General features: G+C 63.1%; 15 protein-coding genes. 12 read left to right on the forward strand and 3 right to left on the reverse strand.

Annotation, left to right across the window (positions count from 1 at the left end; translation table 11 throughout):
• The first annotated feature begins 1 nt into the window (after nucleotide 1).
• From AC1DVE_RS28195 to AC1DVE_RS28230, 8 genes are all read left to right on the forward strand, one after another.
• Complete coding sequence (locus AC1DVE_RS28195) at nucleotides 2–1,411, forward strand: ArnT family glycosyltransferase (protein ID WP_223537297.1); 1,410 nt, start codon at nucleotides 2–4, stop codon at nucleotides 1,409–1,411.
• Nucleotides 1,412–1,561: 150 nt separating this feature from the next.
• Nucleotides 1,562–2,734, forward strand: coding sequence for an acyl-CoA dehydrogenase family protein (locus AC1DVE_RS28200; protein WP_223457189.1), 1,173 nt, complete (start codon nucleotides 1,562–1,564; stop codon nucleotides 2,732–2,734).
• Nucleotides 2,731–3,924: an acyl-CoA dehydrogenase family protein gene (locus tag AC1DVE_RS28205; protein WP_223457187.1), complete on the forward strand. Its 1,194-nt coding sequence runs from the start codon at nucleotides 2,731–2,733 to the stop codon at nucleotides 3,922–3,924. The genes AC1DVE_RS28200 and AC1DVE_RS28205 overlap by 4 nt, the downstream gene beginning before the upstream one ends.
• Before the next feature lie 13 nt (nucleotides 3,925–3,937).
• Entirely contained in the window at nucleotides 3,938–4,720 is a 783-nt protein-coding gene (locus AC1DVE_RS28210; RefSeq protein WP_046042769.1) for an SDR family oxidoreductase, read from the forward strand.
• Nucleotides 4,721–4,722: 2 nt separating this feature from the next.
• Complete coding sequence (locus tag AC1DVE_RS28215; RefSeq protein WP_223457185.1) at nucleotides 4,723–5,181, forward strand: MaoC family dehydratase; 459 nt, start codon at nucleotides 4,723–4,725, stop codon at nucleotides 5,179–5,181.
• Between the two features lie 29 nt (nucleotides 5,182–5,210).
• Entirely contained in the window at nucleotides 5,211–6,413 is a 1,203-nt protein-coding gene (locus tag AC1DVE_RS28220) for an acetyl-CoA C-acyltransferase (protein ID WP_046042767.1), read from the forward strand.
• Nucleotides 6,414–6,803, forward strand: a complete 390-nt coding sequence (locus AC1DVE_RS28225; RefSeq protein WP_223457183.1) for a steroid Delta-isomerase — start codon at nucleotides 6,414–6,416, stop codon at nucleotides 6,801–6,803.
• Complete coding sequence (locus tag AC1DVE_RS28230) at nucleotides 6,800–7,234, forward strand: nuclear transport factor 2 family protein (RefSeq protein WP_223457175.1); 435 nt, start codon at nucleotides 6,800–6,802, stop codon at nucleotides 7,232–7,234. The genes AC1DVE_RS28225 and AC1DVE_RS28230 overlap by 4 nt, the downstream gene beginning before the upstream one ends.
• Here the strand turns inward: AC1DVE_RS28230 and AC1DVE_RS28235 are convergent.
• Both AC1DVE_RS28235 and AC1DVE_RS28240 read right to left on the reverse strand, forming a co-directional pair.
• Complete coding sequence (locus AC1DVE_RS28235) at nucleotides 7,210–7,710, reverse strand: SRPBCC family protein (RefSeq protein ID WP_223457173.1); 501 nt, start codon at nucleotides 7,708–7,710, stop codon at nucleotides 7,210–7,212. The genes AC1DVE_RS28230 and AC1DVE_RS28235 overlap by 25 nt on opposite strands.
• A 13-nt stretch (nucleotides 7,711–7,723) precedes the next feature.
• Nucleotides 7,724–8,500: an SDR family oxidoreductase gene (locus AC1DVE_RS28240; RefSeq protein WP_223457171.1), complete on the reverse strand. Its 777-nt coding sequence runs from the start codon at nucleotides 8,498–8,500 to the stop codon at nucleotides 7,724–7,726.
• Nucleotides 8,501–8,659: 159 nt separating this feature from the next.
• On the opposite strand from AC1DVE_RS28240, the gene AC1DVE_RS28245 reads away from it, so the two are divergent.
• Genes AC1DVE_RS28245 through dmpG form a run of 4 tightly spaced genes read left to right on the forward strand, consistent with a single transcriptional unit; the run spans nucleotide 8,660 to nucleotide 12,265 of the window.
• Nucleotides 8,660–9,502: an alpha/beta fold hydrolase gene (locus AC1DVE_RS28245; RefSeq protein WP_223457169.1), complete on the forward strand. Its 843-nt coding sequence runs from the start codon at nucleotides 8,660–8,662 to the stop codon at nucleotides 9,500–9,502.
• Entirely contained in the window at nucleotides 9,499–10,290 is a 792-nt protein-coding gene (locus AC1DVE_RS28250; protein ID WP_223533415.1) for a fumarylacetoacetate hydrolase family protein, read from the forward strand. Before AC1DVE_RS28245 ends, AC1DVE_RS28250 begins: the two co-directional genes overlap by 4 nt.
• An 18-nt stretch (nucleotides 10,291–10,308) precedes the next feature.
• Nucleotides 10,309–11,217, forward strand: a complete 909-nt coding sequence (locus tag AC1DVE_RS28255; RefSeq protein WP_223457159.1) for an acetaldehyde dehydrogenase (acetylating) — start codon at nucleotides 10,309–10,311, stop codon at nucleotides 11,215–11,217.
• Nucleotides 11,218–11,230: 13 nt separating this feature from the next.
• Nucleotides 11,231–12,265, forward strand: a complete 1,035-nt coding sequence (gene dmpG, locus AC1DVE_RS28260) for a 4-hydroxy-2-oxovalerate aldolase (protein ID WP_223457158.1) — start codon at nucleotides 11,231–11,233, stop codon at nucleotides 12,263–12,265.
• A gap of 62 nt (nucleotides 12,266–12,327) precedes the next feature.
• Here the strand turns inward: dmpG and AC1DVE_RS28265 are convergent, their stop codons facing one another.
• Nucleotides 12,328–12,495, reverse strand: a complete 168-nt coding sequence (locus AC1DVE_RS28265; RefSeq protein WP_223457156.1) for a hypothetical protein — start codon at nucleotides 12,493–12,495, stop codon at nucleotides 12,328–12,330.
• Nucleotides 12,496–12,741 lie beyond the last annotated feature (246 nt).

Below are 12,741 nucleotides of genomic sequence, written 5' to 3' on the forward strand. Positions count from 1 at the left end.
CATGCGCGGATCGTTATCGACCCGAAATATTACGTTGCTCGTGGCTATCGCGATTGCGTTGCTGTTTTTCTGGGGGCTGGGCAGCGTGCCGTTCCTCAGTGTCAACGAGGCTCGCCGCGCCGTTACCGTGCGCGAAATGCGAGAGGCAGGTAGCTGGCTGCTGCCTTACATGAACGGCGACTTGTACTTGTCCAAACCGCCGTTTTTCTATTGGGCCGGCCTGGTTTCGACGGCGGTGCTGGGCAGCTTGTCCGAGTGGAGCGTGCGTCTGCCTTCGGCGCTGGCCGCCGCCTTGTGCTGTGTTGGCACCTATTTGTACGGCGTTCGGCAGGCGGGGCGGCAGGTCGGTCTGTTCGCCGTGGTGTTCCTGGCCGCGAACGGTGCCTTCAGCCTGTTCGCACGGCGCTCGGAAATCGAGATGCTGTTGACCCTGCTGTGCTTCGGCGCGCTGCTGGCGGCCTGGCAGTTCATCTTCCTGCAAGGCCGGGCCTTGTGGAGTCGGCTCAGCTACGTGCTGCTGGGTTGCGCGCTGCTGACCAAAGGGCCGGTTTGCCTGTTGTGGGTGACGGCGCCGATCCTGGCCTATGCCTTGATCTACCGCGATGCCCGGGCCAAGGCTTACCTGTGCGACGGTTGGGGCTGGCTGATTGCCGTGGTGCTGGGCAGTTCCTGGTACCTGGCGGTGTCGGTGAGTCAGGGCTGGGGCATCTGGGCCTCGATCATCAGCGAAGACATCGTGAAGAAGATCGACGGGCAGGGCGCCGAGGCCTGGTACGCGTATCTGTTGTACCTGGCCGGGGATTTCTTCCCGTTCTGGCTGATCGTGTTCGTACAGCCGCGCAAGTTCTGGGCAATGATCCGCTCGCGCCGCGAGGCGGGCATGTTGCTGATTTGCAGTCTGCTGCCGCTGCTGGTTTTTTCCTTGTTTACTGAAAAACACGGTAAATACCTGTTGCCGGTCTATCCGTCGATGGCGTTGCTGCTGGCGATGCACTGGTCGGCGCTGCTCGATGACCTGAAGGGGCGCTGGCGTACGGTCCTGGCCGTTGTGCCCTATGTGATGCTGGCCGGGTTTGTGGTGTTCTACATGTTCGTCGAGGCGCGGGTGTTGTCGCACCGGGTCGGTGGTCTTGAGCAGGTTGCCACGCTGGCCGATGGGCAGCCGGGGCAGAAGGCTTATACCCTCGGTGAGCCGGATATCCGCCTGGTCTATTACATGGGCCGGCCGGTGGCGCCGCTGACGGTGGCGCAGTTGCAGTCCGAGTCCCGTCCGGCGGGGCTGCTGTTTGTGCAAGAACCCCTCGCACCGGAACTGCAGAACCTGGCGTCGTGCCAGGTTGGTGAAATCAATCCGTACCTCAAGCCGCACAGTTCAGCGCTGCTGGTGCGTATGGGCGGAGACTGCCGCTGATCGGCTTCCCGGCCGAACAGTCACGTCACCACATCCCCCGTTCGGACTAGGCAGGGCTAACGATTCTGCCGCGTCCGGCCGGCGCCAAACTTCATGCTCAAAGGGGTGTTGCGCCACGCGCGCCCCGCCAAACGAGCAGAAGGCGCCGCGATGGAGTTTGCATTCAGCGACGAACAGGAAATGATCCGCGCATCGGCCGAGGGCTTCCTCGCCGATGTCTCGGATTCTGCCGCCGTGCGTGCGGCAATGATCAGCGAACGGGGTTTCGACGAAGCCCTCTGGCAACGTCTGTGCCAGGAAATGTACTGGCCGGCCATTCATATCCCCGAAACCTATGGCGGCCTGGGCCTCGGCTTTGTCGAGTTGACGATCCTGCTGGAACAGATGGGCCGGCGTTTGCTGTGCTCGCCGTTTTTCGCCACCGCCTGCATGGCCACGCCTGCGCTGTTGCTGGCGGCCAATGATGAACAGAAGCAGCGCTGGTTGCCGTCGATTGCTGACGGTAGCGTGACCGCAACGCTGGCGTTCAGCAGTGCCAACGGCTGGTCTGCCGACGATGTCCAGGCAACGGTGGTGGCCGAAGGCGACGGGTTCGTCCTCGACGGCACCCTCAAGCATGTGCTCGATGGCCATGGCGCTGACCTGTTGGTCATTGCCGCACGGCAACCCGGAACCACCGGCGAAAAGGGCATCAGCCTGTTTGCCGTGAGCGCGGAGCGGGCCGGCATCGAGCGGCAAATGCTGCCGACCATGGACCAGACCCGGCGTCAGGCAAGGGTCCAGCTCAAGGGCCTGTACCTTGAAGCCGACTGCCTGCTGGGTGAATTCGGCAACGGCTGGTCGCACCTTGAGCGAGTCCTGCAACTGGCCTGTATCGGCCTGGCTGCCGAGCAGACTGGCGGCGCGCAGCAGGTGCTCGACCTCAGCGTGGCCTACATGCAGGAGCGCCAGCAGTTCGGTCGCCCGATTGCCAGTTTCCAGGCCCTCAAACACCGCGCCGCCGACATGATGCTGCAAGTCGAATGCGCGCGTTCGGCCAGTTATTACGCCGCGTGCGTGGCCCAGGAAGTCCTCGATCCCCAGGGTGATCCGCAGGTCGCGGCCGAACTGTCGCTGGCGGCGGCGCTGGCCAAGGCGCAGTGCTCGGAAACCTATTTCCACTGTGCGTCCGAATCGATCCAGTTGCATGGCGGCGTCGGATTCACCTGGGAATACGACCCGCACCTCTACTTCAAGCGCGCCCGCGCCAGCGAGAGCTTCCTCGGGCTACCGGCCTGGCATCGCGAGCGCATTGCTTCGGTGATTCTGGGAGAGCAGCCATGAAAATCAGTTTCAGCGAGCAGGACGAACGCTTCCGCCGGGAAGTTGCCGACTGGATGAGCGCCAACCTCTGCGGCGAATTTGAAGCCCTGCGTTTTCGCGGCGGTCCGGGCGACGAGCACATGTTTCCCGAGGAGCGCAAAGCCTGGGAGCGCAAGCTCGCCGAAGGCGGCTGGACCTGTGTCGGTTGGGCGCCGGAGCATGGCGGACGCGGTCTGTCGATCACTCAACAAGTGATCTTCAACGAAGAATACGCCCGCGCTGGCGGCCCCGGCCGCATGGGCCACATCGGCGAAGGCCTGGCCGGGCCGACCATTGCCGCGTTCGGCACGGTCGAACAGCAACAGCGCTTTTTGCCGGGGATCGTCAGCGGTACGTCGTTCTGGTGCCAGGGCTATTCAGAGCCGGGCGCCGGTTCCGATCTGGCCAACGTCAAGACCCGTGCAACACTGGATGAAGCGACCGGCCAATGGCTGATCAACGGGCAAAAAGTCTGGACCTCCCTGGCCCACGAGTCGGACTGGTGCTTTGTCATCGCCCGCACCGAACCGGGCAGCGTCGGCCATCGTGGTCTGTCGTTCCTGCTGGTGCCGATGGACCAGACGGAAATCACCGTACGACCGATCGAGCAACTGACCGGCACCTCGGAATTCAATGAAGTGTTCTTCGACGATGCCCGCACCGACGCCACCAACATCATCGGCGCGCCGGGCGAAGGCTGGAAGATTGCCATGGCGCTGCTGGGTTTCGAGCGGGGTGTCTCGACCCTCGGCCAGCAGATGCAGTTCCAGAACGAACTCAACGAAATCATCGCCATCGCCAAGTCCAACGGCGCCGACCGCGATCCGATCCTGCGTCAGCGCCTGGCCGAGGCCTGGAGCGGGTTGCGGATCATGCGCTACAACTCGCTGCGCATGCTCTCGGGTAGCCAGGACGGTTCGCTGCGCAAAGAGGCGACCATCTACAAACTGTTCTGGTCGACCTGGCACGCCAGCCTCGGCAAGTTGGCGATGGACGTCCTCGGCGCCGAGGCGGAATTGCTCGAAGCCGCGCCTTACCAGTTGACCCGTTTGCAGTCGCTGTACCTGTTCAGCCGCGCCGACACCCTCTACGGCGGCAGCAACGAAATCCAGCGCAACATCATCGCCGAGCGTGCCTTGGGCATGCCCAAAGAGCCGCGTCCGCGCGCCTGAAAGGAGAGAGTTCATGTCTGTACCTCAATATGTTGAAGGTCGCGGCCTGCTGCGCGGCAAGTCGGTACTGATCACTGCCGCCGCCGGTGCCGGGATCGGTTTTTCCGCTGCCGTGCGCGCTGCCGAAGAAGGCTGCCGCGCGCTGATGATCAGCGATATCCATGAAGGCCGGTTGGCCGAAGCGGTGCTGAAAATCCGCGAAACCACCGGGCTGCAACAAGTGTTCGGCCAGGTCTGCAACGTTGCCGACGAAGCCCAGGTGCAACAGCTGATCGCCTGCGCCGAACGTGACCTGCAAGGCGTCGATGTGCTGATCAACAATGCCGGGCTTGGCGGCTCGCGGTTGCTGGTGGACATGGCCGACGAAGAGTGGAATCGGGTCATCGACGTGACGCTCACCGGCACCATGCGCATGACCCGCGCCATGCTGCCGAAAATGATGGAGCGACGTGCCGGGGTGATAGTCAACAACGCCTCGGTGCTGGGTTGGCGCGCGCAGAAAGAACAGGCGCACTACGCCGCCGCCAAGGCCGGGGTCATGGCGCTGACCCGCTGCGCAGCGGTCGAGGCCGCTGACTACGGCATCCGCATCAACGCGGTCAGCCCGAGCATTGCCCTGCACGATTTCCTGCGCAAATCCGCGCCCCAGGCGGTGCTCGATCAACTGGCCGCCAACGAAGCGTTCGGCCGTGCCGCCGAAGTCTGGGAAGTGGCCAACGTGATGATGTTCCTGGCCAGCGACTACAGCTCCTACATGACCGGCGAAGTGTTGTCGGTGTCCAGCCAGAGGGCGTGACCATGCCACGTATTTTCGACACGCCGATGGCCTTGTTCGGGGCCGTGGGCGAATCACTCGGCGTCAGCGACTGGCTGCTGCTGGAGCAGGACCGCATCGACCAGTTCGCCGACGCCACCGGCGATCATCAGTGGATTCACGTCGATCCGCTCAAGGCCGCCAGCGGCCCGTTTGGCGCCTGCATTGCCCATGGCTACCTGAGCCTGTCGCTGGTCAATCTGTTCTTGCCGCAGATCGTCGAAGTCCGTGGCCTGGCCATGGGCGTCAACTACGGCTGTGAGCGCGTGCGCTTCCCTTCGGTGGTGCGCGTCGGCTCGCGGGTGCGTGGCAGTGCGCAACTGATCGCGGTCGAGGAAGTGAAGGGCGGCGTGCAGGCGACCATCCGCGTCACGGTCGAAATCGACGGTGAGGAACGCCCCGGCTGCGTGGTCGACACAATCAGTCGCTATTACCCGGCCTGACCTTCAACAGCATTTTCGAGGAATCCAGCATGAAAGAAGCCGTCATCGTTTCGACCGCCCGTACTCCGATCGGCAAAGCCTTTCGCGGTGCGTTCAATGACACCGAAGCGCCGCAACTGGGTGGCCACGTGGTGCGCGAAGCCGTGCGCCGTGCCGGCATCGAGCCGGGTGAAGTGGACGACGTGATCATCGGCGCCGCGGCGCAGCAGGGTACGCAGTCCTACAACCTGGGCCGCCTGTGCGCGATTGCCGGCGGCTTGCCGGCATCGGTTGCCGGGATGGCCGTCGAGCGCCAGTGCTCGTCGGGCCTGATGAGTATCGCCATGGCCGCCAAAGGCATCATGTGCGACGAAATCGACATCGCCGTGGCCGGTGGCCTGGAGTCGATTTCCCTGGTGCAGAACAAGCACAAGAACCTGTATCGCAATCAGTCGGGTTCGGTGATCGAGCTGGACCCGCACGCCTATATCCCGATGATCGAAACCGCCGAGATCGTCTCCGCGCGCTACGGCATCTCCCGCGACGAGCAGGACGAGTACAGCTACCAGAGCCAGCTGCGTACCGCACAGGCCCAGAGCGCCGGGCGCTTCGACCGCGAGCTCGCGCCGCTGGCCAGCCGCAAGGCACTGTTCGACAAGGCCACCGGCGAAACCAGTTATGAAACCGTCACCTTGCTGCGCGACGAGTGCAACCGCATCGACACCACCCTCCAGAGCCTGAAGGCGCTGGAGCCGGTATGGCCGGGCGGTCAGTGGAGCGACAAGGGGCGTTTCATCACCGCCGGCAATGCCTCGCAGCTGTCCGACGGTGCGTCGGCCTCGGTGTTGATGAGCGCAAAAATGGCCGAGAAGCGTGGACTGGAACCGCTGGGGATCTATCGCGGCATGGCCGTCGCCGGCTGCAATTCCGACGAGATGGGCATCGGCCCGGTGTACGCCATTCCCAAGCTGCTCAAGCGCCACGGCCTGACCATGGACCACATCGGCCTCTGGGAGTTGAACGAAGCGTTCGCCTGTCAGGTGCTGTACTGCCGCGACACCCTGGGCATTCCAGCCGAACGCCTGAACGTCAACGGCGGGGCGATCTCCATCGGCCATCCGTTCGGCATGTCCGGGGCGCGGATGGTCGGCCACGCGTTGGTCGAAGGCCAGCGTCGCGGTTTGCGTTACGTGGTGGTGAGCATGTGCATCGGTGGCGGCATGGGCGCTGCTGCTCTGTTCGAGGTGGTCTGAATGATCAGCGCTCAACAGATTCAGGCGACCATGGCCCGCTACGTGGAACTGGTGAATGCCAGCGACATCGACGGCATCCTCGCGCTCTACGCCAAAGACGCTACCGTTGAAGACCCGGTCGGCCAGGTGCCGTTGCAAGGCATCGAAGCTATCGCGCGCTTTTACCGTGAAGGACTGGGGGCGATGAAAGTCTCCGCAACCCAGACCGGCCCGGTGCGCGCGACACTCAACGGTTGCGGCGCGATGCCGTTCCGGGTCGACATGGAGTGGGGCGGGCAACCGTGCTCGCTGCATGTGATCGACGTGATGGAGTTCGATGCCGACGGCAAGGTCCGCTCGATGAAAGCCTTCTGGAGTGAGGTTAACGTGACAGCGCGAGGTGCAGTATGAATCTGGAGCAGCGGATCGCCCGTCTGGAAGCGCTGGAGGATATCCGCCAGCTCAAGCATCGCTACCTCAACGCCTGCGACCTCAAGCAGGTCGAGGTGATTGCCGACTGCTTTGCCGAAGGTGAAGTGCTGATCGATTACGGTCTGTTGGGGATCTTTCGTGAACGCGACAGTTTTGTCGCGCTGTACCGCGAAATGGCCTGTCATGAGCGGGTGATCGACCTGCATCACGGCGCCAACCCGGAAATCGAGGTGCTGAACGAGGATCAGGCCCGGGGCCGTTGGGCCCTGTGGTATTTCAACCTGGATGGCGAGAGCGGGGCGACGCGACAGTTGGGTGGCTTCTATCAGGACCGTTACCAGCGTATTGCCGGGCAATGGAAGATCGTCGCCACCCGTTTTACCGCTCACTCGGAAGTGGCGCGTTCCTGAAGGCGGGTTTCGATCCGGTCGGGGTTCTGTGTCCGGCCGGTTTCGTAGAAGGCCTTGAGGTTCTCGGCAATCTGCTGCACGACCTTGTTGAAGGCCTTGGCCAGCAACCTTTCAAACAGCCTGCCGCCGCGCAGGCTGTATCGCATTTGCAGGGTGATGCGGGTCGCGTCACCTTCGGCCTGCAAGGCATAACTGAAACTCGCCTCGCGAAACGGAAAGGGCGAGCCATTGCTGCCCTTGTGCAACCGCAGCACGAACCCCGTGCCTTCCTGCCACTGCACCACGCTTTCATCCAGATACTGTCCGCCCTTGCGCAACACCCGGCGACTGGCGCCGAGGCCTTCCTGCGCGCCGGGATGAAACTGGCAACCGGTCAGGCCCGGCACATAGTGCGGGGCGAGGCTCAGGTCGCGCAGTTTGGCCCAGGCTGCTTGTGGCGTGAGGTCCAGCAATACGCTGTGGCTGGCTACGGGCATGTCGAAAGTCCTCTTATGAATGGGATTGGGCCGCGTCGAGAAACGCCGGGCGTTCACCCGCGCCATGCACCGCGATATCCGCGCCGCTGACGTAACGGGCCAGCTTCGAGGCCAGGTACAGGCAGGTGTCGCCAATGTCTTGCGGAGTCGCCAGACGTTGCAGCGGAATGGTCGCCGCCACCCGGGCAATGCCCGCGTCGTCACCATAATGCATGGCCGCCTGTTCGGTGAGAATCAGCCCGGCGGTGACGGCGTTGACCCGCACCTTCGGCGCCCATTCCACCGCCAGCGAGGTGGTCAGGTTCAGCAGGCCGGCCTTGGCCGCGCCATAAGCGGCGGTGCCGGGGGAAGGGCGGGTGGCGCTGACGCTGCAGATGTTGATGATCGCCCCGCCATCGGCCTGGGCCTGCATCACCTGGTTGGCCTGCTGGCAGAGGTTCAGCGGTGCAATCAGGTTCAGGCGAATGATCGCTTCGCTGAAGCGCGGCGAAGCCGTGGCCGCGTCGGCGTTCGGCGAACCGCCGGCGTTGTTGACCAGCACATCGAGGCGACCGAAGCGCTCGACGATTTGCGTGATCAAGCGCCCGGACTGCTCGACGTCCCGCAGGTCGCAGGGCACGAACAGCGCCTCGCGTCCGCCGCTGGCCGGCAGGGTTGGCGGGGCTTCGCGACCGCAAATCACCACTTCGGCGCCGCAGTCGAGGAAGCGCTGGCTGATGCCGCGCCCCACGCCTTTGCCACCGCCGGTGACCAGTACCACTTTGCCGCGAAAGTCCATCGGATCAAGCATGGGAATTCTCTTTTTTGTCGCTCGGGAATGCCGTCGATGCTAGGTCCGCAGCCTTGCGCAGGCCAACGTCCAAAGGGACTAGGTAGTCTTGTCGGACGATGTTGACCACCCGGCCCCTCGGAATAATCCGGCTACAACAACAGGCCGGGAGGACACCTTATGGGCGCTTCAGCGCAAGGGCACTTCGTTACGCTGCCGGATGGTTTGCAGCTGCACTACAAAGACATCGGCGGGCAAGACACCGGCAACGGCGAGCCGGTGATTTTCATCCATGGCAGCGGGCCGGGCGCCAGCGGTCACAGCAATTTCAAGCAGAACTACCCGGTGTTCGCCGAAGCCGGTTACCGGGTGATCGTTCCCGACTTGCCGGGCTACGGCGCTTCGGACAAACCCGACACCCTCTACACCCTGGACTTCTTTGTCGCAGCGTTGAGCGGTTTGCTCGATGCCCTCGACATCCAGCGCTGCGTGCTGGTCGGCAACTCTCTGGGCGGCGCGATCGCGATCAAACTGGCCCTCGACCAACCACAGCGTGTCAGCCGTCTGGTGCTGATGGCGCCCGGTGGCCTGATGGAAAAAGAACAGTATTACCTGCAGATGGAAGGCATCCAGAAAATGGGCGCGGCCTTCGCCAAAGGTGAACTGAACGACGCAGCGGGCATGCGTCGCCTGCTGGCCCTGCAACTGTTCGATGAAAGCCTGATCAGCGACGAAACGGTCAACGAGCGCGTGGCCGTGGTGCAACAGCAGCCGGTGTGCGTGCTGTCGACCATGCAGGTGCCGAACATGACGTCGCGCCTGGGCGAATTGCAGTGCCCGATCCTCGGTTTCTGGGGCATGAACGACAAGTTCTGCCCGTCCTCCGGTGCCCAGACCATGCTGGAAAACTGCTCCGGCATCCGTTTCGTGATGCTCAGCGAGTGCGGGCATTGGGTTCAGGTCGAGCATCGTGATCTGTTCAACCGCCAGTGCCTGGCGTTTCTTCAGGAGGCCCGCGGATGAGCGTGCAATTACGCCGTGAGTTCGGCGAAGAGCTTTATCAGGCGCTGCTCAGCGGCTCCACCCTGGCGCCGCTGACCGAGCGTTGGCCGTCGATCAGCATCGAAGACGCCTATCACATTTCTCTGTACGCCATTGAGCGTCGGGTGGCGGCCGGTGACCAGATCGTCGGCAAGAAAATCGGTGTGACCTCGGCGGCGGTGCAACAGATGCTCAACGTGCATCAGCCGGATTTCGGCTTCATCACGCGGCAGATGTCGTTCGATGACGATGCCCGGATTTCCCTGTCCGCCAACAAGCTGATCCAGCCTCGTGCCGAAGGCGAGATCGCCTTCAAGCTCAAGCATGATCTGGTCGGCCCCGGCATCACTGAAGCCGACGTGCTGGCCGCCACCGAATACGTGATGCCGTGCTTCGAGATCGTTGACTCGCGAATTCACGACTGGCGCATCCGCATCCAGGACACCGTGGCCGACAACGCCTCTTGCGGCGTGTTCGTGCTGGGCGACAGCAAGGTCGATCCCCGTGAACTGGACTTGCCCAACTTGCGCATGCGTGTGTTCAAGAATGGTGAGCCCCTGAGCGAAGGCCTGGGCTCGGCGGTGCAGGGCAATCCGCTGACCGCCGTGGCCTGGCTGGCCAACACCCTGGGCGCCTTCGGCATTCCGTTCAAGGCCGGGGAAATCATCCTGTCCGGCTCGCTGGTGCCACTGGAACCGGCCCGTGCCGGCGACTGTTTTTCTCTGACCATTGATGGCCTGGGCAGTGCCCGGGTGTCTTTCTGCGCCTGACTTTTGGAGTTTGACCCAATGAGCAAAAAACTCAGAGCGGCCATTATCGGCCCGGGCAACATCGGCACCGATCTGCTGATGAAAATGTGCCGATCGGAATGGATCGAGCCGGTGTGGATGGTGGGTGTCGACCCAGAATCCGAGGGCCTGAAACGTGCTCGGGAAATGGGCATCAAAACCACCGCCGGTGGTGTCGACGGCTTGTTACCCCACGTCCTCGACGATGACATTCGCATCGCTTTCGATGCCACCTCGGCCTACGTGCATGCGGAAAACAGCCGCAAGCTCAACGAACTGGGTGTGATCATGATCGACCTCACGCCAGCGGCCATCGGCCCGTTCTGCGTGCCGCCGGTCAACCTCAAGGAGCACGCCGCGAAGTTGGCGATGAACGTCAACATGGTCACTTGCGGTGGCCAGGCAACCATCCCGATGGTGGCGGCGGTGTCGCGGGTGCAAGCGGTGAGCTACGGCGAAATCGTCGCGACGGTGTCCTCCGGTTCGGTCGGCCCGGGTACGCGGCAGAACATCGACGAATTCACCCGTACCACGGCCGGTGCGGTGGAGAAGATCGGCGGCGCCCGACGCGGCAAGGCCATCATCGTGATCAACCCGGCCGAGCCGCCGTTGATGATGCGCGACACCATCCACTGCCTGACCGATGACGAGCCGAACCAGGACGCGATCCGCACCTCGGTGCTGGAGATGGTCCGCGAAGTGCAGCGCTATGTGCCCGGCTACAAGCTGATCAACGGGCCGGTGTTCGACGGACGCAAGGTGTCGATTTTCATCGAGGTCGAAGGCCTCGGCGATTTCCTGCCCAAGTCGGCCGGCAACCTCGACATCATGACTGCCGCCGGTTTGCGCACGGCCGAGATGTTCGCCGAAGAAGCCCACAAGGGCACCCTGCAACTGCCTGCCCGTTGAGTGGAGAATCTCTATGAATTTGCAAGGTAAGAGCGTCCGTCTGCATGACATGAGCCTGCGCGACGGCATGCACGCCAAACAGCACCAGATCAGCATTGAACAAATGGTCTCGGTGGCCACCGGCCTCGATGCGGCCGGTGTGCCGCTGATCGAAATCACCCACGGCGATGGCCTGGGCGGTGCTTCGCTGAACTACGGTTTCCCGGCCCACAGCGACGAGGAGTACTTCGCTGCGGTGATTCCTCAGATGAAACAGGCCAGGGTTTCGGCCCTGTTGTTGCCGGGGATCGGCACCCTCGACCACCTGAAGATGGCCCACGAATATGGCGTATCGACCATTCGAGTTGCCACCCACTGCACCGAAGCGGACGTTTCCGGCCAGCACATCGGCATGTCGGCGAAGATGGGCCTGGACACCGTCGGCTTCCTGATGATGGCGCACATGGTCAGCCCGGAGAAGCTGCTGGAGCAGGCGCGGCTGATGGAGAGCTACGGCGCCAACTGCATCTACTGCACCGACTCGGCCGGCTACATGCTGCCCGATGAAGTGACGCAAAAGATCGGGGCCCTGCGTGCCGGCCTGAACGCCGGGACCGAAGTCGGTTTCCACGGCCACCACAACATGGGCATGGCCATCGCCAACTCCCTGGCCGCGATCGAGGCCGGTGCTGCGCGCATCGACGGCTCCGTTGCGGGTCTTGGCGCGGGGGCGGGCAATACGCCGCTGGAAGTGTTCGTCGCGGTGCTGGAGCGGATGGGTGTTAACAGTGGCGTGGACTTGTACAAGATCATGGACGTGGCCGAAGACCTGGTGGTGCCGATGATGGACCAGCCGATCCGCCTCGACCGCGATGCGCTGACCTTGGGTTACGCCGGGGTCTACAGCTCGTTCCTGCTGTTCGCCAAGCGTGCCGAGCAGAAGTACGGAATTGCTGCCCGTGAGCTGCTGGTGGAGCTGGGCCGACGCGGCACCGTGGGTGGTCAGGAAGACATGATCGAAGACCTGGCGCTGACCCTGTCGCGGGCCAGGGGTGTACTGCCTACCTGATTATTGAGGCAACGAAAGAACCACCGAATCGGTGGTTTTTTTATGGCCGGTGGAAACCGTGTTCAAGGCAGCAGGTTGCGCACCAGCGGCGGATAACAGTTGATGGCCGTGCTCGCACAGCTGAAGTAAGCCGTGGTCGGTCGGTAGGCTTCGTTCTTGAACAATTCACACAGGCTGGCGGTGCTGCCGGCACAGACGACGATGAACAGGGCGCAGGTGGCTTTTCGCATGGCGAGCCTCGATACGGATTTTTGTTGTTGTAGCGATACGGTATGACGGCGTGCGGAGCGTGACTTCGTCCGAATGGACTAGGTGATGACTTGAAAGCGCTGCAATCCCCTGTGGGAGCAAGCTTGCTCGCGATGGCGGAGTGTCAGGCGACATGGATGTTGGATGTGCCGGCCTCTTCGCGAGCAAGCCCGCTCCCACAAGATGATTTGGCGTTTCCGGGATCTGTGTCTGGCGGTGATTCCCTG

The sequence above is a fragment of the Pseudomonas sp. P4_B4 genome, from assembly GCF_056402255.1.